General features: G+C 65.5%; 20 protein-coding genes. 6 read left to right on the top strand and 14 right to left on the bottom strand.

Annotated features, from left to right (window positions below):
* Together IVA79_RS03615 and gloB are read right to left on the bottom strand one after the other, a co-directional pair.
* Entirely contained in the window at window positions 1–423 is a 423-nt protein-coding gene (locus IVA79_RS03615; protein ID WP_247550395.1) for a cupin domain-containing protein, read from the bottom strand.
* Window positions 424–445: 22 nt separating this feature from the next.
* Window positions 446–1,213, bottom strand: a complete 768-nt coding sequence (gloB, locus tag IVA79_RS03610) for a hydroxyacylglutathione hydrolase (protein ID WP_247550394.1) — start codon at window positions 1,211–1,213, stop codon at window positions 446–448.
* 108 nt (window positions 1,214–1,321) lie between these two features.
* Between gloB and IVA79_RS03605 the strand changes: the two genes are divergently transcribed.
* On the top strand, window positions 1,322–2,068 hold the full coding sequence (locus IVA79_RS03605; RefSeq protein ID WP_247550393.1) for a methyltransferase domain-containing protein: 747 nt from the start codon (window positions 1,322–1,324) through the stop codon (window positions 2,066–2,068).
* A 57-nt stretch (window positions 2,069–2,125) separates the two neighbouring features.
* On the opposite strand, the gene IVA79_RS03600 is transcribed toward IVA79_RS03605, so the two are convergent.
* The 5 genes from IVA79_RS03600 to IVA79_RS03580 all read right to left on the bottom strand — a co-directional run bounded on the left by IVA79_RS03600 (window position 2,126) and on the right by IVA79_RS03580 (window position 9,299).
* Window positions 2,126–2,917, bottom strand: coding sequence for a DUF4167 domain-containing protein (locus IVA79_RS03600; protein ID WP_247550392.1), 792 nt, complete (start codon window positions 2,915–2,917; stop codon window positions 2,126–2,128).
* A gap of 455 nt (window positions 2,918–3,372) precedes the next feature.
* Window positions 3,373–4,254 carry a peptide chain release factor N(5)-glutamine methyltransferase gene (gene prmC, locus IVA79_RS03595; protein ID WP_247550391.1) on the bottom strand — a complete coding sequence of 294 codons (882 nt, stop codon included), beginning with the start codon at window positions 4,252–4,254 and terminating at the stop codon, window positions 3,373–3,375.
* A 3-nt stretch (window positions 4,255–4,257) separates the two neighbouring features.
* Entirely contained in the window at window positions 4,258–5,343 is a 1,086-nt protein-coding gene (gene prfA / locus IVA79_RS03590; protein ID WP_247550390.1) for a peptide chain release factor 1, read from the bottom strand.
* 57 nt (window positions 5,344–5,400) lie between these two features.
* Window positions 5,401–7,668 (bottom strand): phosphoenolpyruvate--protein phosphotransferase, encoded by a 2,268-nt coding sequence (gene ptsP / locus IVA79_RS03585; protein WP_247550389.1) that lies wholly within the window; start codon window positions 7,666–7,668, stop codon window positions 5,401–5,403.
* Window positions 7,669–8,042: 374 nt separating this feature from the next.
* On the bottom strand, window positions 8,043–9,299 hold the full coding sequence (locus tag IVA79_RS03580) for an aspartate kinase (protein ID WP_247550388.1): 1,257 nt from the start codon (window positions 9,297–9,299) through the stop codon (window positions 8,043–8,045).
* 149 nt (window positions 9,300–9,448) lie between these two features.
* On the opposite strand from IVA79_RS03580, the gene IVA79_RS03575 reads away from it, so the two are divergent.
* From IVA79_RS03575 to IVA79_RS03565, 3 genes are all read left to right on the top strand, one after another.
* A complete protein-coding gene (locus tag IVA79_RS03575; protein ID WP_247550387.1) occupies window positions 9,449–9,916 on the top strand; it encodes a PH domain-containing protein in 468 nt (155 codons plus the stop codon).
* A gap of 14 nt (window positions 9,917–9,930) precedes the next feature.
* Window positions 9,931–10,698, top strand: a complete 768-nt coding sequence (gene ubiG / locus IVA79_RS03570; RefSeq protein ID WP_247550386.1) for a bifunctional 2-polyprenyl-6-hydroxyphenol methylase/3-demethylubiquinol 3-O-methyltransferase UbiG — start codon at window positions 9,931–9,933, stop codon at window positions 10,696–10,698.
* Window positions 10,699–10,836: 138 nt separating this feature from the next.
* Complete coding sequence (locus tag IVA79_RS03565) at window positions 10,837–11,736, top strand: EamA family transporter (RefSeq protein WP_247550385.1); 900 nt, start codon at window positions 10,837–10,839, stop codon at window positions 11,734–11,736.
* Here the strand turns inward: IVA79_RS03565 and IVA79_RS03560 are convergent.
* The 4 genes from IVA79_RS03560 to IVA79_RS03545 are packed head-to-tail and all read right to left on the bottom strand — an operon-like array spanning window position 11,733 to window position 14,202.
* A complete protein-coding gene (locus tag IVA79_RS03560; protein WP_247550384.1) occupies window positions 11,733–12,215 on the bottom strand; it encodes a DUF1178 family protein in 483 nt (160 codons plus the stop codon). The two genes, IVA79_RS03565 and IVA79_RS03560, sit on opposite strands and share 4 nt — an antisense overlap.
* Window positions 12,212–13,087 carry a carbon-nitrogen hydrolase family protein gene (locus tag IVA79_RS03555; RefSeq protein ID WP_247550383.1) on the bottom strand — a complete coding sequence of 292 codons (876 nt, stop codon included), beginning with the start codon at window positions 13,085–13,087 and terminating at the stop codon, window positions 12,212–12,214. The genes IVA79_RS03560 and IVA79_RS03555 overlap by 4 nt, the downstream gene beginning before the upstream one ends.
* The gene (grxC, locus tag IVA79_RS03550) at window positions 13,084–13,359 is read right to left on the bottom strand and encodes a glutaredoxin 3 (protein ID WP_247550567.1); all 276 of its coding nucleotides are present in this window, start codon (window positions 13,357–13,359) and stop codon (window positions 13,084–13,086) included. Before grxC ends, IVA79_RS03555 begins: the two co-directional genes overlap by 4 nt.
* 45 nt (window positions 13,360–13,404) lie before the next feature.
* Complete coding sequence (locus IVA79_RS03545; RefSeq protein WP_247550382.1) at window positions 13,405–14,202, bottom strand: ComF family protein; 798 nt, start codon at window positions 14,200–14,202, stop codon at window positions 13,405–13,407.
* 216 nt (window positions 14,203–14,418) lie between these two features.
* On the opposite strand from IVA79_RS03545, the gene IVA79_RS03540 reads away from it, so the two are divergent.
* Complete coding sequence (locus IVA79_RS03540) at window positions 14,419–15,267, top strand: methyltransferase domain-containing protein (RefSeq protein ID WP_247550566.1); 849 nt, start codon at window positions 14,419–14,421, stop codon at window positions 15,265–15,267.
* Window positions 15,268–15,322: 55 nt separating this feature from the next.
* Here IVA79_RS03540 and IVA79_RS03535 read toward each other — a convergent pair whose 3' ends face one another.
* A complete protein-coding gene (locus tag IVA79_RS03535; RefSeq protein ID WP_247550381.1) occupies window positions 15,323–15,733 on the bottom strand; it encodes a (deoxy)nucleoside triphosphate pyrophosphohydrolase in 411 nt (136 codons plus the stop codon).
* Between the two features lie 140 nt (window positions 15,734–15,873).
* Here IVA79_RS03535 and IVA79_RS03530 point away from each other — a divergent pair, with 140 nt between their 5' ends.
* Complete coding sequence (locus IVA79_RS03530) at window positions 15,874–17,235, top strand: TadE/TadG family type IV pilus assembly protein (protein ID WP_247550380.1); 1,362 nt, start codon at window positions 15,874–15,876, stop codon at window positions 17,233–17,235.
* A 106-nt stretch (window positions 17,236–17,341) separates the two neighbouring features.
* Here IVA79_RS03530 and argJ read toward each other — a convergent pair whose 3' ends face one another.
* Together argJ and IVA79_RS03520 are read right to left on the bottom strand one after the other, a co-directional pair.
* On the bottom strand, window positions 17,342–18,583 hold the full coding sequence (argJ, locus tag IVA79_RS03525; protein ID WP_247550379.1) for a bifunctional glutamate N-acetyltransferase/amino-acid acetyltransferase ArgJ: 1,242 nt from the start codon (window positions 18,581–18,583) through the stop codon (window positions 17,342–17,344).
* 117 nt (window positions 18,584–18,700) lie between these two features.
* Window positions 18,701–19,609 (bottom strand): peptidylprolyl isomerase, encoded by a 909-nt coding sequence (locus tag IVA79_RS03520; RefSeq protein WP_247550378.1) that lies wholly within the window; start codon window positions 19,607–19,609, stop codon window positions 18,701–18,703.
* Window positions 19,610–19,912: the final 303 nt, after the last annotated feature.

Genomic DNA, 19,912 nt, shown 5'->3' with positions numbered 1-19,912 from the left:
CTACGGTTCCCAGCCCTGTGGCGCGAGCTCGAAGCCTGCGAACTCGAACGCCGGCGCCACCGTGCAGCCGACCAGCGTCCATTCGCCCGTCGTCTCGGCAGATTGCCAGGCCTGTGCCGGCACGATCGCCTGCGGCCGTTCGCCATGGGCGAGGTCTGCGCCGAGGCGCACCATGTGCTGCGAGCAGCCGTCATGGGCGATGCGCAGCATCAAGGGACTGCCGGCGTAATAGTGCCAGGTCTCGACCGCGTCGACGCGATGCCAGTGCGAGCGCTCGCCGCGTGCGAGCAGGAAGTAGATCAGGGTCGAACGCGAGCGCCCGTTGGCGTCCGTGGCCTGATCGCGAAACGTCTCGCGGTAGTGGCCGCCCTCGGGATGCGGGCGGAGTTCGAGGCGCGCGATGATCTCGGCTGCGGTCGGCATCGATCCCGTCAGGACTTGTTCTTCAGGACTTGTTCTTGCGCTCGCGCAGCTCGCCGAACACGGCGGCGGCATCCGCGCCCTTCATGTGCAGCCTGGCCGCGACCTGTGGCTCATCGGCGCGCAGGAACACGTTGGCCCGCTTCTCGTCACCGAGAAGTGTCGGAATGGTCGGCTTGTTCTCCGCCCGGAGCTTCGCCACCTCCGCCGCGCGCGCCTGGAGCGCCGCATTCTCGGGATCGACGGTGAGCGCGAACTTGACGTTGGAGGCCGTGTATTCGTGGCCGCAATAGAGCTTGAAGTCGTCGGGCAGGGCGCGCAGCTTCAGGAGCGAATCCCACATCATCGGGTAGGTGCCCTCGAACACGCGCCCGCAGCCGATCGAGAACAGCGTGTCGGCGGCGAAGACCGTTTTCTCGGTGTCGAACACGTAGGAGATGTGGTCGAGCGTGTGGCCGGGCGTCTCGATCACGCGCGCCAGCAGATTGCCGATCTTGACCACGTCGGCATTGGCGACACGCAGATCGACGTTCGCAATCCCTGTGGTCTTGTCGTGCGGCGCGACGACGCGGCAATTGTATTTCTGCTTGAGCTCGGCGACCCCGCCGACATGATCGCCGTGATGATGGGTGATCAGGATGTCGGTCAGCTGCCAACCTTCGCGCTCCAGCGCCTTCAGAATCGGGCCGGCCTCAGGCGCGTCGATGGACGCCGTCGCCTTGGTTTCCACGTCGTGGATCAGATAACCGAAATTGTCGTTTAAACAGGTGAAAGTACGAATTTCGGCGGCCATGTCATCTCCATCGCGCTCAGCCCCGCCAGACAAATATGGCGTTAACGTTGCGCAGGCAATGCAATATTCCGCGCGCAGGCGTAGCCCGGCGCATGTTACATTGCGGTCATGACCATCGACGTCGTCGACCTCCGCGAGTTCTATTCCCGTCGCCTCGGGATTGTGGCGCGGCAAATGATCAATCGCGGCATCCGGGAGCGCTGGCCGCGTGCCGATGGCCAGCGCGTGCTGGGCCTTGGCTATCCCACGCCCTATCTGGGGTTGTTCCGGGAAGATGCCGAGCGCTGCATCGCCTTCATGCCGGCGGCCCAGGGCGTCCTGAAATGGCCGACCGGACGGCCGGCGCTGGCCTCGCTGGTCGACGAATTCTCGCTGCCGCTTCCCGACGCCGCGGTCGACCGCATCCTGCTGGTCCATGCGCTGGAGATGTCGGACGATCCGGCCGCGCTGCTGCGCGAGGTGTGGCGGGTGCTGTCGCCCTCGGGCCGCGTGATCGCGGTGATCCCGAACCGGCGCGGGGTGTGGACCCGCACCGACAGCACGCCGTTCGGTCACGGCCGGCCCTATTCGCGCTCGCAGATCACCGATCTGTTGCGCCAGACCTGGTTCACGCCGACCGCCTGGGGCGAAGCGCTGTTCATGCCGCCCTATGCCGGCGGCTGGGTGCTGAAATCGGCGCAGATGTGGGAGCGTGCCGGCGCGGCGCTGTCGCTGCCCTTTGCCGGCGTGCACATCGTGGAAGCCACCAAGCAGGTCTACCGCGCGATCCCCGCCAAGCGCGAACGGGCGCGGCTGATTCCCTCGCTGGCCAAGCCGGTGCTGGTGCCGTCCTCGACGACGGTGACGCGCAGCTGAAAAACAAATCGTCCCGGCGAGGCCGGGACGATTGCAGTCACAAAATCAGAACAGGTGTTACTCGCCCGGTGCGACTTCGTCGCTGGACGCAGCTGGAGCTGCCTCGCGTTCGGGGCGCGGGCCATGCGGCCGGCGCCGCCGGCGCGGATAGCGTTCGCCACCGCCGGCACCGCCCTCGAAACCGGCCTGGCCGCCACTCGCGCCGACATTCACTTGCGGCTGCGCGCCGGTGATGAAGGACGGCAGGCGATCGACGCTGCCGGCATCGGCGATGACGGGCTGCGGCTGGTTCGCGGGGAGCGGCTGCGGCTGATATTGCGGCTGCGGACGATGATCGCGCTCGCGGTGCTCGCGCGGCTGCTGGTTGTCACGCTGATAGGGCTGCTGTTGGTCGCGTTGCTGATGATCACGCTGGTGATGATCGCGCTGGCCGTCGCGGTCGCGCACGAAAGGCTGCTGCGGCGGCTGCGGGACGAAGCCCGGCTCCTGGCCGAAATTCGAGAAGTTCTCGCCGTCGTCCTCGCTGTCGTCGCTATGGCTGCTGATGGGCTCGTCGCCGCGCGGCTGCTGGTTCTGGCGGAACTGCTCCTGTGCCGCCGCGATCAGGCGGAAATAATGCTCGGCATGCTGGTAGTAGTTCTCGGCCGCAACAGGGTCGCCGGAGGAGCGTGCGTCGCGCGCGAGCTGGAGATACTTTTCAGCGATGTGCGAGGCGGTGCCGCGGATCTTGATGTCGGGCCCGTTGGACTCGTAGACCCGGGTCATCGGGTTCTGACTGCGCCGGTTATTGTTGTTGTTATTATTGTTGTTGCGGTTGCGCATCCGCTGCTTGTTCTGACCGTTTCTCATGTCCTGCCTTTAATTCCAGCCCTAAAGGTTGCACGCATTACTGAGGAGTGACCTAGTGACAGCGGTTCACATTGCTCGCGCGGACCGCGCGCAAGAGCGGATTGAACCCTGCAGATGTTCGTCGACCGTCGCGCTCAACAAAGACGCGTTCCCCACCCGCCAGCATTGATCGCCAGCGAACCCATTCATTTTGCTTGCCGAAACAAGCCCAGCTCTGTTGCGTAAGTCTTCAAGCGCAATATCTGGCTTTCGTTCACGTTGCGGTCGGAGAGCGGCGCAGCTCCACTGGCTATCGCGCTTCACAGGACCTGCGGCTTGGAACCTTTATCAGTAAAGCTCTCGCCCGAGAGCCCGGCTTTCACCCGTAGGTCTACGGGGCCGGCACCGATGTGTTGACCGGAACGTAGTCGTTCCCAAGGGATATTCCAAGAGCTTTTTGCAGGCCAATCCGGCTTTTATGGGGGCATTTTTCGGGCCGAAATGGCCCGCGGAATACCCGCCAGGTCGGCCTTGGGTGGCCTGTCCATCGTTAACCCCGCAGCCGCCATCAGGGTTTCAATATTTCTCGCCTGGCCCTGGCCGGCCTCAACGATCAGCGCTCCGCCGGGGGCGAGGCGCTCGCTCGCCTGCGGAATCAGGGCGCGGTAGGCGTCATAGCCGTCATTGCCGCCATCGAGCGCCAGGCGTGGATCGTGCTTGCGCACCTCAATGCTCAATGTCGGAATTTCGGCCGAGGGGATATAGGGCGGGTTCGACACGATGAGGTCAAACGGGCCGCGGAGCGCCGACGCATAGGAACAGGCGACGAAGCCGGCGCGACCGGCGAGGCCGAGCGTCGTGGCATTGTCGCGCGCCGTGTTGAGTGCCGTCAGGCTGACATCGGTGCCGACGCCAAACGCATCGGGAATTTCGTGCAGCAGCGCGAGCAGGATGGCGCCCGAACCGGTGCCGATGTCGGCGATGTGCGGCGGGTGAGATATTTGCCGTTCGCGAAAAATTTCGAGCGCAAGCTCGACCACGGTCTCGGTATCAGGACGCGGAACCAGGGTTGCTTCCGACAAACGAAACGGCAGTCCCCAGAATTCGCGTGTCCCGAGAATGCGTGCCACCGGCTCGCCGGCGAGGCGGCGCTGCGCGTGCTGGCTGAGCCGCGATGCTTCGGCCGTGGTGAGAGGACGGGCAGCCTGCACGACCAGGCCGGTCAGGTCGAGGCCGAGTGCAGCACCGATCAGGATGCGTGCGTCGAGTTCGGCCTCGTCGAGCTGTGCCGATTTCAATTGCGCTGCCAGTGCGCGCCGCGCGCTCTCGATGGATTGTCCGCTGAAGGGGTTGCTCACGCCTCAGGCCGCCGCGCCCTGCGCCGCGAGCTGCGCGGCCTGGTGCTCGGTGGTCAGCGCGTCGGTCAGCTCGCCCAGCGCTTCGCCCGCAATCACCTGCGGCAGCTTGTAGAGCGTCAGATTGATGCGGTGGTCGGTGACGCGCCCTTGCGGAAAATTATAGGTGCGGATGCGCTCGGAGCGGTCGCCGGAGCCGACCTTCTCCTTGCGCTCGGCCGAGCGCGCGGCGTCGACGCGTTGCCGTTCGGCGTCGTAGATGCGCGAGCGCAGGATGTTCATGGCGGAGGCGCGGTTCTTGTGCTGCGAGCGGCTGTCCTGCATCATCACCACGATGCCGGTCGGGATGTGGGTGATGCGGATCGCCGATTCGGTCTTGTTGACGTGCTGGCCGCCTGCTCCTTGCGCGCGCATGGTCTCGATGCGGAGATCGTCGTTCTTGATCTCGACGTCGACGTCCTCGACCTCCGGCAGCACGGCGACGGTCGCCGCCGACGTGTGGATGCGCCCCTGCGTCTCGGTGTCAGGCACGCGCTGCACGCGATGCACGCCGGATTCGAACTTCAGCTTGGAGAATGCGCCGCGGCCCTGCACCTCCGCGATGATTTCCTTGTATCCGCCGACGGTGCCTTCGCTGGCCGAGATCACCTCGACCTTCCAGCCCTGCAAGCTCGCGAAGCGCTCGTACATCCGGAACAGGTCTCCGGCAAATAGCGAGGCCTCGTCGCCGCCGGTGCCGGCCCGGATTTCCAGCACCACGTTGCGATCGTCCATGGCGTCCTTGGGCAGCAGCGCGACGCGGATCTTCTGGACCAGCTCCTCGATTTTCGGTGCGAGCTCGTCGCGTTCGGCTTCCGCCATGCCGCGCATCTCGGCATCGGTTGCGGGATCGGCGATCAGTGCTTCGGTGTCGGCGAGCTCCTTGACGGCGGAGCGATAGGTCTTGACCGCTTCGATCAGCGGCGTGATTTCGGCGAGCTCGCGCGTGATCTGCACGTAGCGTTCGGAGGCGAGCTGCCCCAGCGATTCGGCCTCGAGAGAGGCATGATGTGCAAGGAGCACATCCAGTTTGGCTTCGGGGAGTGACGACATCGGTTCAGTCTCAAATGGCGGAGGGAGGCGAGGCGGCAGGGAGCGGCGACAGGCCCGCTACAACGCCAGGCCTTCGGCCTCGGCAAATTCCGTCAGTTTCTGCCGGATCGAGACGCTGCCCGCCGGCGCGTCCACGAGCGGGCCGAGCATGGCTTCGGCCTTCTTGGCGTCGAGATCGAGCACCATGGCCTTGACCGGACCGAGCGCGGTCGCCGACAGCGACAGCGAGCGGTAGCCCAGCGCGATCAAAGCGAGCGCGCCGAGCGGCTTGGACGCCATCTCGCCGCACAGCGAGAGCGACTTCTTCGCCGCATGGCTCTTGCGGGCGATGTCGCGCAGCGCGCGCAGGATCGGCGCCGACATGGTGTCGAAGCGCTCGGAGACTTTTGCGTTACCGCGGTCGACCGCGAACAGGAACTGAAACAAATCGTTGGAGCCGACCGAGATGAAATCGACCTTCCGCAGGAGCTCGTCGAGCTGATAGAGCAGGGCCGGCACCTCGACCATGGTGCCGATGTCGATTCTTTCAGGCAGCGTGTGGCCGTGCTGACGCAAGTACGTGAGCTCGCGCTCGACCAGCGCCTTGGCCGAATCGAATTCGGCGACCTCCGAGATCATCGGGAACATGATGCGCAGCGCCCGGCCGCCGCCGGCGCGCAGCAGCGCGCGAATCTGGCCGCGCAGCAGGCCGGGACGATCCAGCCCGAGCCGGATCGCGCGCCAGCCGAGCGCGGGATTTTCCTCGATCACGGCTTCCATATAAGGCAGCGCCTTGTCGCCGCCGATATCGAGGGTGCGGAAGGTGACGGGCTTGGGACCGGCGGCATCGAGCACGGTGCGATAGAGCGCGAGCTGGTCGCTGGTGCGCGGCAGGCTCTGGCCGACCATGAATTGCAGCTCGGTGCGGAACAGGCCGATGCCGGCGCTGCCGGTGTCCTCGATATGGGGCAGGTCGATGGCAAGACCGGCGTTGATCATCAGCTCGACCTTCTGGCCGTCCTTGGTGACGCAGGGCCGGTCGCGCAGCGCCAGATATTGCGCCTGGCGGCGGGCGCGGAAGCGCACGCGCTCGGCGAAGGCCGCCTCGACTTCCTGCGAGGGGCGCACATAGATCGAGCCGGAGGTGCCGTCGACGATGATGGCGTCGCCGGGATCGGCGATGCCGGGCGCGTTCGGCACTTCGCCGACCGCGGGAATGCCGAGCGCGCGCGCCACGATCGAGACGTGGGAGTTGGCGGTGCCTTCTTCCAGCACGATGCCGCGCAGCCGCTTGCGATCGTAGTCGAGCAGCGCCGCCGGCCCCATCGCGCGGGCGATGACGATGGCGTTGTCGGGCAGTTGCTCGCGCGAGGGCGCGTGGTCCTGGCCGACCAGCTGCCGCATCAGGCGGTAGCCGAGATCTTCGAGATCATGCAGCCGGTCGCGCAGGTAAGGATCGGTCGAGCGCAGCATGCGCGCGCGGGTGTCGGACTGCACGCGCTCGACCGCGGCCTCCGCGGTGAGGCCGGTGGCGACCGCCTCGTGCAGCTTGTGCGACCAGCCCTGGTCGTTGGCGAACATGCGGTAGGCTTCCAGCACCTCGCGGTGCTCGCCGCCCTCGGCGACGTCGCCGCGCTCCAGCATGCGATCGAGATCGGCGCGCAGCTTGGCGAGCGCGGTGTCGAGCCGCTTGATTTCCTTCGGCAGGTCCTCGGCGATGTAGTCCTTGATGACGACGCGCGGCTCGTGCAGCACGACATGGCCGAGCGCGATGCCCTCCGACAGGATGGCGCCGACCTTCTGCGCGGAATGGCGCGCGGCCGGCTCCTGGCCCGGCTGGGCCAGCGCGGAGAGTTCGCCGGAGGCGATCAGCTCCGCCAGCACCATCGCTGTGGTCTGCAGCGCCTCGAGCTCCTCCTCGACATAGTTGCGCTTGGCGCGGTTCTGCACCACCAGCACGCCGAGCGTGTTGCCGGCCCGCAGGATCGGCACGCCGAGGAACGAATGGTAGATTTCTTCGCCGGTCTCGGGACGGAACGAGAAGGCCGGGTGGCTCTGCGCATCGCTCAAATTGAGTGGTGTCGCCTCGCTGGCGACGAGGCCGACCAGGCCCTCATGGGCGCTCAGCACGGTGTGGTGCACCGCCTCGCGGTTGAGGCCTTCGGTGGCATAGAGCTCCAGCGTGTTGTCGATGCGCAGCACATAGACCGAGCACACCTCGGCCACCATGTTGGCGGCGATCAGCACCACGATCTTGTCCAGCCGCTCCTGGGCCGAGACCTGCTCCGCCATGGTTTCGCGGAGCCGTCTCAACAAGACGCGGGGACCTCCCGACGCGCTCCGCATGAACCGTCAATCTCCTTCGTCTGCCGGGCCCGGCGGTATCGGCCGGCGGCTGGCCCAAAATTCCAGAAAAACAATCAAATTGTTTGTCCGGCGCAGGCACAAGTCCAAAATCTACTTCAGATTTAGCGCTTGTACCGAATCAGCGCCGCCTGAACTGGGACACAGTCTGCGGCAGCCCACCCTGTTCGCCGTATAGCGAATTGAGGCTTGTTTTGCCAAGCAAAACGCCTGCCAAACGCAAAGGTGTGTACACCTCGGCGTTTGCTGCGACCGCTAAGAGAAAATTAGCCTAAGCGCGGTCCGGAAAAGTGCGCAGCGGTTTTCCGGAAAGACCACGCTCAAACACCAATCTGAAGCGCGACGAGGGGCGCGCTTCAGGCCTGATCGAGGCCGTAGAGCGTGTGCAGCGTGCGCACCGCAAGCTCGGTATAGGCGGTGTCGATCAAGACCGAGAATTTGATCTCGGAGGTTGTAATGGCCCGGATGTTGATATTCCGCCCCGCGAGGGCCGAGAACGCCTGGGCCGCGACGCCGGCATGGCTGCGCATGCCGCTGCCGATCACCGAGATCTTGGCGACGTCGGTGGCGGTATCGAGCCGCGCGTAGCCGATCTTGCCCTTGGCGGCGGTAATCGTGTCCTTGGCGCGGGTATAGTCGGCCGCCGGCACCGTGAAGGTGAGGTCGGTGGTCTTGCCGTCCTCGGAGACGTTCTGCACGATCATGTCGACGTTGATGTTGGCCTCCGCGAGCGGGCCGAAGATCGAGGCCGCCACGCCCGGCTTGTCCTCGATCTGGCGCACCGAGATCTGGGCTTCGTCCTTGGAGAAGGCGATACCGGTGACGACGTGGCTTTCCATGATCTCCTCCTCGCTGCAGATCAGCGTGCCGGGCGGCTGGTTGGCATGCGGGTCGATATCCTCGGGCTTGTCGAAGCTCGAGCGAACGAAGATCGGCATGTTGTGGACCATGCCGAGTTCCACCGAGCGGACCTGGAGCACCTTTGCGCCCTGGGAGGCGAGTTCCAGCATGTCTTCGAACGCGATCTTGTCGAGCCTCTTGGCCTTCGGCACGATTCGCGGGTCGGTGGTGTAGACGCCGTCGACGTCGGTGTAGATGTCGCAGCGGTCGGCCTTGACGGCTGCGGCAACCGCCACGGCCGAGGTGTCCGAGCCGCCGCGGCCGAGCGTGGTAATGCGATTGGTGTTGGGCTCAATGCCCTGGAAGCCGGCGATGACCGCGACCTCCTTGCGCTCCTTAAAGCGCTTGATGATCTCGCTGCCGTCGATGTCCTCGATCCGGGCCGAGGCATGGGCGTCGCTGGTCTTGATCGGGATCTGCCAGCCCTGCCAGGAGCGGGCCTGGATGCCCATGCCCTGAAGCACGATGGCAAGCAGGCCGGAGGTCACCTGCTCGCCCGAGGCGACGACGGCGTCGTATTCGCGCGCGTCGTGCATCGGCGAGGCCTCGGTGCACCAGGCCACCAGCTCGTTGGTCTTGCCGGACATCGCCGAGACGACCACGGCCACTTCGTGGCCGGCGTCGACCTCACGCTTCACATGGCGTGCGACGTTGCGGATACGTTCGATGTTGGCGACGGATGTGCCGCCGAATTTCATCACGAGGCGGCTCATGACGACGCGTGCATTCCTTCATAAGGATCAGTATGGTGGCCCGCGCAAGGCGATGCTGCGGGCATCCGACCGCGCGTATACAGAGGGGCGGGGCCGACGGCAAGCGGGTTCCTGCTCCGGCCAATCCGGGCAATGGGTTATCAGAGGTTATGGCGCGCTATATTGACGAAATTCTGCAGCCGGGCGAGCGGGTGCTGTATTCGACCAATGCGCACTGGATCTTCTATTTTCCGGCGATCCTGGCCTGGCTCGCGGCTCTGGGCCTTTTGCTCCTGTCGGGGCAGACCACGGCCAATGGGCTCGTGATGCTGTGCCTCGTCGCCGCGGCGCTGGTGGCGCTCGCCGCCCTGTACTGGACTGTGAAGGGCTGGTTCCACCGCTTCACCACCGAGACCGACGTCACCAATCTCAGGGTCGTGCACAAGACCGGGTTCATCAAGCGCCGCACCTTCGAGATGGCTCTGGATAAGGTCGAGAGCGTCGATGTCGATCAGACCATCCTTGGACGTATTCTCAACTACGGCGACGTGACGATTCGCGGCGTTGGCGAGGGGATCGAGACGATCAAGACCATCGCTTCGCCGCTCGCCTTCCGTAGTTCGATCACCACGCGGTAGGACCGCGCGTAACCATGAGCATGCAGCAAAATACTTCCGCCACTGCCCAGCCGGGCTCGACCGTCGACGCCGCCGAGATCGCGAAATTCTCAAAACTCTCGGCGGAGTGGTGGGACCCCAACGGCAAGATGGCGCCGCTGCACCGGATCAATCCGCTGCGGCTCGGCTATATCCGCGATGCCGCCTGCCGCAAGTTCGAGCGCAATTTGCGCAGCCTCAACTGCCTAGGCGGCTTGCGCGTGCTCGACATCGGCTGCGGCGCCGGCCTGCTCTGCGAGCCGCTGTCGCGCCTCGGGGCGCAGGTCATCGGCGTCGATCCCTCGGCGAGCAACATCGCCGCGGCGAAGCTGCACGCCGACAAGGGCCATCTTGCAATCGACTACCGCTGCACCACGGTGGAGGAGATCGACCCGCGCGAGCGCTTCGACATCGTGCTGGCGATGGAAGTGGTCGAGCACGTCGTCGATGTCGGCGTCTTCCTGAAGCGCTGCGCGGCAATGCTGAAGCCGAACGGCCTCATGGTGGTCTCGACGCTGAACCGCAACTGGAAGAGTTTTGCGCTCGCCATCGTCGGCGCCGAATACGTCCTGCGCTGGCTGCCGCGCGGCACCCATGAATGGAACAAGTTCGTCACCCCCGACGAGCTGACGAAGTATCTGCTCGACAACCGCCTCGTCATTACCGAGCAGACCGGCGTGGTCTACAGCCCCTTCGCCGACAAATGGACCTTGTCGTCGGACATGGACGTGAACTACATGGTGGTGGCGGAGGCGATGGTGTGAGGCTGCGTCCCTGCCTTCGCAGGGGACGGCAGTGAAGTTCGTTGCGAGAGCATCGCACCCATGACGTCGACATGATTGACCTGCCTCGCCGCTGGCGGCAGGTTGGCTGAAATCTTTGGCCCTCCGCTCCATTTCCCCATGCTCACCATCGCCAGCCTCTGGATTCCCTTCACCGTCATTGCCGCGCTCGGGCAGGTCGTGCGCAATGCGATGCAGCGGTCACTGACGAAGCCGCTGGGGACCTGGGGCGCGACCAATATCCGCTTCCTGTTCGGCTTCCCGTTCTCGGTGCTGTTTTTAGGCGTGGTGCTGATCGCGACCGGCGATCATCTCGGTATGCCACCGTTTGCGTTCTGGCCGTGGCTCCTGCTGGGCGCGCTCAGCCAGATCGTCGCGACCGGCCTGATGCTGCTGGCGATGAACGACCGCTCCTTTGTGGTGACGACGGCGTATCTGAAGACCGAGGCGATCCAGACCGCGATCTTCGGCTTCGTCTTTCTCGGCGATCACCTGACCTGGCTGAAGGTGCTGGCGATCGTGATCGCGACAATCGGCGTCGTCATCACCGCGCTGCGGCCCGGCGGCGAGAAGAGTTTTGCGGAATTGAGGCCGACCATCACCGGCCTCGTCGCCGCCGCGGCCTTCGCGCTCTCCGCGGTCGGCTTTCGCGGCGCCATCATCAATGTGCCCAGCGTATCGTTCGTGACCTCAGCGTCGTTCACGCTCGTGCTCGGCCTGTTCGTGCAGACGCTGGTGCTGACGATCTATCTGCTCTGGCGTGCGCCGGACGTGTTGCGAGGGATTCTCGGGCTATGGCGGCCGTCGATGCTGGCTGGCTTCACCGGCGCCTTCGCCTCGCAATTCTGGTTCCTGGCCTTCGCGCTGACCGCCGCTGCCAATGTCCGCACGCTCGCTTTGATCGAGGTGCTGTTCGCGCAAGGCGTGGCATATTACTCGTTCAAGCAGCCGATCGCGCCCCGCGAGCTCGCAGGCATCGCGCTGATCGTGGTCGGCGTGGCGGTGCTGGTGGGAGTCTAATTCCTATCTTCCGGCAGCGTCGGCAGCGGCGAGACCTCGATGCCCTCGTCGATCAGCGACTTCGCTTCTTCCGGCGAGGCCTCGCCGTAGATCGGGCGATGCTCTTTGTCGCCGTAATGCATCGCGCGCGCTTCATTGGGGAAGCGCTCGCCGACATTGTCGGCGTTCTTGACGATGTGGTCGCGCAGCTCCTTCAGCTTGGTGCGCAGCTCTTTTTCCTGCGCCATCAGCAGCGAGGTCGGGCCTGAAGGCGCCGCCTCGGGCGCGGCCGTCGTGGTCGGCTCCGGCGGCGGCGTGGCGCGCCCGCGCCCCTTCTTGCCGACGATGCGCGGCGCCATGATCGCCTTCTCGACCTTGGCCGAGCCGCAGATCGGGCAGGTCACGAGCTTGCGCTTGACCTGCTGATCATACGCCGACGAGCTCTGGAACCAGCTCTCGAAGTCGTGGTCGCGGTCGCAGCGAAGTGCGTAGCGGATCATGCCGATCCCCGAACGAGGTGCAGATGGTCCGGCCCCGCCTTGGGGTCGGACACGCCGAAGCGGCGGCCGTGCTGGAGCGAGGGGATCGCGCGGCGCGCGGTCTCGACCTTGGCCGGATCGATCCTGGCCATGATGATGCCGGGCTCGACGTCGCCCTCGGCGAGGATCTCGCCCCAGGGGTCGATGATCAGCGAATGGCCGTAGGTCTCGCGTTTGTTCTCGTGCAAGCCTGCCTGGGCTGCTGCGAAGATGAAGCAGCCGGTCTCGATCGCGCGCGCGCGCAGCAGCACATGCCAATGCGCTTCGCCGGTCTTGCGGGTGAAGGCCGAGGGCACCGTGATGAAAGACGCGCCGCTCTCGGCAAGGGCACGGTAAAGCGCGGGGAAGCGCACATCGTAGCAGATCGTCAAGCCCACCCGGCCCCAGGGCAGGTCGGAGATCACGGCGGTCTCGCCCGGCTGGTAATTGGCGGATTCGCGATAGCTCTCGCCGTCCGGCAGCTCGATGTCGAACATGTGGATCTTGTCGTAGCTCGCGAGCACGTTGCCCTCGGGCCCGATCAGGAAGGAGCGGTTGACCGCCTTCTCCGGCGAAAAGCGCAGCGCCAGCGAGCCGACATGGATATGGATCTTCAGTTCCGCCGCGAGCGCCCGATAAGCCTTCAGCGAGGTGTCGTCCTCCTCGCTCTGGAGATGCTCGAACAGTGCCTTGCGGTTCAGCTGCATCATGTTGCTGACTTCGGGCGTCTGCACGTAATCGGCGCCATTTGCCGCAGCCTGCCGGATCAGCTTCGTGGCCTGTTCGAGGCTCGGCCCCGGCATCAGGCCGGTGCGCATCTGCACCATTGCGGCGGTGAATGTGTTCTCGCTCATGACACCGCCTTCACGCTTTCGAGCATACCGTCGAGTTTGCCTTCGCGATCGAGTGCGTAGAGGTCGTCGCAGCCGCCGACATGGGTTCCGCCGATCCAGATCTGCGGGAAGGTCGAGCCCTCGCCGGCGCGGTCATACATCTCGGCCCGCCAGGACGAGTTCTTGGCGACGTCGAATTCAGTGAAGGCCGCCTTCTTGCGGGTCAGCAGCGACTTGGCCGCGGAACAATAGCCGCAGCCCGGCCTGGTGTAGATCTCGACAGCAGCGTTCATCTCGTCTGGCGCTCTCTTCATGAATTCATTGAGTTATATGGGACTTTACCGGACCTCCACAACCCGGGCGAACACCAGCACGTCGACCTGGGCTGCCTTGGCGCGCAGCAGGGCCCGCGCGCAGGCATCCAGCGTTGCGCCCGAGGTCAGGACGTCGTCGATCAGGACAATGCGCCGGCCCTGGACTTCAGCCTGACGGTCCGGGGATACCTGGAACGCGCCCTGCACATTGGTGGCGCGCTGGGCTCGCGACAGGCCGATCTGCTGCTCGGTGGCGCGCACCCGGCGCAGCACCTCAGCTCTCGTTTTGATCCCGCTCTGTCGCTCGATGATCTGCGCCAGCGCCCCGGACTGGTTGTAGCGGCGCCGCCAGGCCCGCTGCCAGTGCAGCGGCACCGGCACCAGCATGTCGGCGCCGGCCAGCAGCTCGCCACCGGCTCGGGCCATCCAGCGGCCCATGGCGGGCGCCAGATCTGTGCGGTCCTGGTATTTCAGCGCATGCACCAGCGTGCGCGCGACGTCGTCATAGCGCACTGCTGCGCGAGCCCGCTGGTAGGCCGGCGGGCTCGCGATCGCCTCCATCGACAGCATGTCGGGGCCGGGATCGTAGACGAAAGGGATGCCGAGCCGCGGGCAATAAGGCCGCTCGATGAACGACAGCCGCGCCCAGCACGAAGCGCAAACGCCCTCGCCGTCGACCGGCTCGCGGCAGGACACGCACAGCGTCGGCAGCGCAATGTCGAGCGCGAGCCGAGTGGCGCGCGACAGGATCTGACAGCTGGCCGTCCACGCGGCACGCAGCGGTGCGGCAATGGAGCGGGTGGGTGCGGCGTCGGCTTCCATGACGGGAGGCTAGCGTTCCGTGCTCATCGGCTCAAGCCACCGCTCTCGTGCCCCGGACGCAGTGCGCCGCGTAGCGGTGCGCTGCCGAGCCGGGGCCCAGAGAGCCGCAAGCGCAGATGCATGGGTCCCGGCTCTGCGCAGCAGCGCAAGAGCGCTGCAGCGCGTCCGGGACACGAGAGCGTTGCCAGAACAGTGGTCATCGGCGTAACCAGCGGCATGGCTCAGACCACCCAAACCCCGCCCGCCCTGTTCGATCGCGCCTTGCTGCACGCGCGGCAGCGCCGCGCGCAGGCACAGGGTGAGGTCACCTTTCTGCTCGATCGGGTCGCCGAAGACATGTCCGACCGGCTCGCGGCGGTGATGCGCGAGTTTCACGCTCCGGCCGATCTTTGGACGCCCGGCGAAGGTCTCGCGGTGCTGCGCGCACGCCTGCCTGCCATCGCGCACATCGCGCTCAATGCGTCGGGCTCTGAGAAATTGCCCTTCGCACCCGAAAGCCTCGACCTCGTCGTCTCCGCCCTGGCGCTGCAATTCGTCAACGATCTGCCGGGCGTGCTCACACAGGTCCGGCGTGCGCTGAAGCCGGATGGGCTGCTGCTCGCCGCGATGATCGGCGGTGACACCCTGACCGAGCTGCGCCAGGCCTTTGCCGCGGCGGAGGCTGAATGCGAGGGCGGCGTGTCGCCGCGCGTGGCGCCGTTCGCCGATCTGCGCGATATCGGCGCACTGCTGCAGCGGGCCGGCTTTGCGCTGCCCGTGACCGATGTCGATCGCGTCGTGGTGCGCTATGGCAATGCGTTCGCCTTGATGCAGGACCTCCGCCGCATGGGCGCCGCCAATGTGCTGATCGAGCGGCGTCGCACACCGTCGCGGCGCGCGACGCTGCTGCGGATGGCCGAGATCTATGCCGAGCGCTTTGCCGATGCCGACGGCCGCATCCGGGCGACGTTCGACATCATCTGGCTCTCCGGCTGGGCGCCGCATGCGAGCCAGCAGCAGCCGCTGAAACCGGGGTCAGCCAAGGCGAGCCTTGCGGAGGCCGTGAAGAAGGCGGGGAAAGAGTGACGCGTGTCCCGGACGCGCTGCAGCGCTCTTGCGCTGCGTTCGGGGGCACACCACGTCACATCAGCAAATCAATCAGATGCGGGATCAGCGGAATGTCCGCGGGCGGCATCGGGTAGTCGCGCAGCCTGTTGGCGCGGACCCAGGCCAGAGCCTGGCCTTCACGCGGCGCCACCTGTCCTTCCCAGCGCCGGCAGATATAGAGCGGCATCAAGAGGTGGAAGCTCTCATAGCCGTAACTCGCGAAGGTCAGCGGCGCGAGGCACGGCTCGGCGACGGTGATGCCGAGCTCCTCGTGCAGCTCGCGGATCAGGCTCTGCTCCGGCCGCTCGCCGGGCTCCAGCTTGCCGCCGGGAAATTCCCAGAGGCCGGCCAGCGTCTTGCCCTCGGGGCGCTGCGCGATCAGGACGCGCTTGTCGGCATCGACCAGCGCGCACGCCACCACCAGTATCAGTTTGAGATCGGCCATGCCCGGAATGCGCTCGCTGAGGTCGTTCGCAAGGATTCGTTAATCCCGCTGAGGAGCCACGTTTCTATGGCGCCCATAAGTCATATTTAATCAACGGTTCCTAGAGTGGAAACATATTTAAACTATTCCAGGCTCGGTCCATGCGCGCTGTGCTTTCCACCACCATCCGCCGCTTCGTCCGCGACCGGCGCGGCAATATCGCGGTGATTTTCGCACTCGCCTGCGTCCCCCTGATTACCGTGATCGGTTGCGCGGTCGATTACTCCCGTGCGACGCAGATGCGGGCCAAGCTTCAGGCCGCGGCCGACGCGGCCAGTGTCGGTGCGATCGCCAAGGCGTCGCCGGCCTTTGCGGCTGCGGGCACGATGACGTCGGACGGTGCGATTCCGGTCGGCGTCACCGACGCAAGGAACATCTTCAATGCCAACGTCGCCAACCTGACCGGCTACACCCTCGACAGCGTCACGCCGACCGTGGTCAAGAACGGCTCGACGGTCACCTCGACCGTCGCGTTCAGCGGCAGCATCAAGACCATGTTCCTCGGCGTGATCGGCAAGACCGCACTGACGGCGAGCGGCACGTCGACGGCGACGGCCAGCATGCCGCTTTATGTCGACTTCTACCTGCTGCTGGACAATTCGCCGTCGATGGGCGTGGCGGCAACGCCGGCCGACGTGACCAAGCTGGTCAATGCGACCACCGGCAATAGCTTCAAGCCGAACGACCAGTGCGCGTTCGCCTGCCACGACTACAACGACTCCAACAATTACTACAATCTGGCCAAGAGCATTGGCGTGACCACGCGGATCGATGTGCTGCGTAGCGCGACGCAATCGCTGATGGATACTGCCGTCGCGAGCCAGACCTATTCGAACCAGTTCCGCATGGCGATCTACGATTTCGGCGCGGCGTCCTCCAGCATCGGCCTGCGTGCGCTGTTCGCGCTGTCGTCCAGCCTGTCGAGCGCCAAGACGGCCGCGGCAAACATCGACCTGATGGGCGTCTACGGCAACAATGATTCCTACACCAAGGACATGGATTCGCCCTTCACCTCGGTGTTTCCGGCCCTCAACAATGTGATCAGCGCGCCGGGGGCGGGGACGTCGTCCGCGCCGATGAAGTACGTGTTGTTCGTCTCCGACGGCGTGGCGGACGAGAACAATTCGGGATGCCTGAAGCCGATCAAGAACGTGAGCGGCATGTCGCGCTGCCAGTCGCCGATCAATCCCGCGCTCTGCGACACTCTGAAGAACCGCAAGATCAAGGTCGCCGTGCTCTACACCACCTACCTGCAGCTTCCGACCAACTCCTGGTACATGAACTGGATCGATCCGTTCAATGCCGGCCCCTATGGTCCGTCGCCGAATAGCGAGATCGCCCAGAACATGCAGAGCTGCGCCTCGCCGGGGCTGTATTTCGAGGTGAGCCCGACGCAAGGCATCTCGGACGCGATGAACGCGCTGTTCCGGAAGGCGGTCGCCGACGCCCGGATTTCGGGGTGAGGTGTTTTGCGCGTCCTTCCGGGGCGATGCGCTCGCATCGAACTCTGGTGCACAATTGCGCTCCATAGTTCTCGCTTCGCGAGCCCCGGAATGACAACCTTGGAGTTTACGACCTGTAGTCCCCGTTGATCGCGACATATTCCTTGGTGAGATCGCAGGTCATGACGCGGTCGCGGCCCTTGCCGAGGCCGAGCGAGACCAGAATCGCGATCTCCGGCGCCTTCATCGCTTCCGAGACCTGCGCCTCGTCATAAGACGGATCACGCGCGCCGCTCTTGGCGACGCGGATGCCGTTGAAGGAAATCGAAAGCTTGTCGCGATCGGCCGGCTCGCCGGCCTTGCCGACCGCCATCACCACACGGCCCCAATTGGCGTCCTCGCCGGCGATCGCGGTCTTGACCAGCGGCGAGTTCGCGATCGACATCGCGATCTTGCGCGCCGAGGCCTTGGTCTTGGCGCCCTCGACCGTGATTTCGACCAGCTTGCGCGCGCCCTCGCCGTCGCGCGCCACCTGCTCGGCGAGGTTGGCGAGCACCTGGTTGAAGGCCTTGACGAAGGCCTTCAGGCGCGGATCGCTGGCGCGGCCGATCTTGGGGGCGCCGTGCGCGGCGGCAGCGCCAGTGGCGAAGGCCAGCAGCGTGTCCGAGGTCGAGGTATCGCCATCGATGGTCACCGCGTTGAAGGTGTCCTCGACTCCGGCCTTGAGCAGCGCCTGCAAGGCCGCGGGCGCGATCGGCGCGTCGGTGAAGATGAAGGACAGCATCGTCGCCATGTCGGGGGCGATCATGCCGGCGCCCTTGGCCATGCCGTTGATGGTGACCTTGGCCTTGCCGAGCTTGACGGTCGCGGTCGCGACCTTCGGGAAGGTGTCGGTGGTCATGATCGCCTTGGCGGCTGCGAGGTAGTCGCCGGGCTCGGCGGCTTCGGCGAGGCGGCCGAGCACGCCGTCGAACTTGGTCGCGTCCAGCGGCTCGCCGATCACGCCAGTCGAGGCCAGGAAGATCTCGCTTTCGCTGCATCCGACCGCCTTGGCCGCGATCTTGGCGGTCAGCGCGGTGGAGGCGCGGCCGGTCTTGCCGGTGAAGGCATTGGCGTTGCCGGAATTCACCACCAGCGCGCGTGCCTTGCCGCCCTTCAGTTTTGCGCGGCACCATTCCACGGGGGCGGAGGGGCATTTCGACTTGGTGAAGACGCCGGCGACCGCGGTGCCCTTGTCCATCACCGCCAGCAGCACGTCGGTGCGGTTCTTGTAGCGGATGCCGGCTTCGGCCGTCGCAAGGCGGATGCCCGCGATCACGGGCATGTCGGGAACGTGTTTCGGGGCGAGCGGGGAGACGGTTGAGGACATCGCGGGGCGCCTTGGTGGGGTCTGGATATGCAGATGGCCGGGGAATCCCCGGCCATTGCGACGTTAGATACTATTGGCGTCCGTGAAGTGACAGCGAATTCTTGCTGCTTCGCGGCCTTACTTCTTGGCAGGCGGCGCCATCTTGCTGTCGGACGGCTTGGCCGCGTCGGCGGGCTTGGCGTCTGCCGCCGGCTGGTCCAGCCGCTCGACCTTGGCCTCCGCGCGCAGCTTGGCCACATACTCGGCCTGAGCCTTGCGGGTGACGTAGCTCTCGATCTGGGTCTTGACCTGCTCGAAGTCCGGTGCCTTGCGGCTGCGCTTTTCCTCGACCTTGATGATGTGCCAGCCGAACTGCGACTTCACGGGGTCGGAGATCTTGCCCGGCTCCAGCGCGAAGGCGACGGTCGAGAATTCCGGCACCATCTGCTCCTTGGTGAAGAAGCCGAGGTCGCCGCCGTCGGCCGAGCCCGGATCCTTGGACTTCTTCTTGGCCAACTCGGCGAAATCGGCGCCCTTGTCGAGCTCGGCCTTCACCGCCTTGGCCTCGTCCTCGGTCTCGACCAGGATGTGGCGGGCGCGCACCTCCTGCTCGCCGGTGATCTGCTTGGAGGCCTCCTCATAGACCTTCTTCATGGCGTCGGGGGTGGTGGCGGCCTTGCCCTCGCCCGCGAGCAGGCTGTCCATCAGGAGGCGGTTGCGGGCGAATGCCAGGCGCTTCTTGAACTCCTCGCTATCGGCAACCTTCTTGTCTTCGGCAGCCTTGCTGACGATTTTCATGTCGATCAGGAACGACAGGACGTTCTCGTCCTTGGTCGCCGGGTCCATCTGGGCGAGGCTCGCCCCGAGCTCCTCCTCGGCCATGGCGACGTCGCTCTTCTTGATTTCCGCGCCATTGACCTTCGCCAGCACCGGATCGTCGGCGGCCCGGAGCGGGCCGGCAAACGCCAGGGACAGCGCCAAAGCGAGGCTGCCAGCCAGGGCGGATGCACGGCGGAAACCGGTGGTTACCGGGAACGAGGTGGTCATGGAAAATCCTTATGTTGAAGCAGGGGGCTGCTCGAGCGGGGCGGACACTCGCCCAATTCAGGGGGCCTTGGCAACGCGAAAAGTCTGTCAAAATGATGAATTAGCCGCAATGCGCCCGCCGTTGACAAGGCCCTGACCGGGCCATATCTCTGCCCGGTCGCGACCATGGCGATGGCGTTTATTTTGCTGCGTTTTTGGCCGTTGAACCCAGACTTGCCCAATTCCCACCCATATGGCGGACGACCCCGCAGTCCGGGCCAACGGCGCCATCAGGCGTCACGGTGAGTTGATAGGCAGGCGGGT

This window comes from Bradyrhizobium sp. 138 (assembly GCF_023074075.1).
In the GTDB taxonomy this organism is placed as follows: domain Bacteria; phylum Pseudomonadota; class Alphaproteobacteria; order Rhizobiales; family Xanthobacteraceae; genus Bradyrhizobium.
The sequence above is the reverse complement of the archived record's forward strand: the minus strand, read 5'-3'. Positions and strand labels throughout refer to the sequence as shown.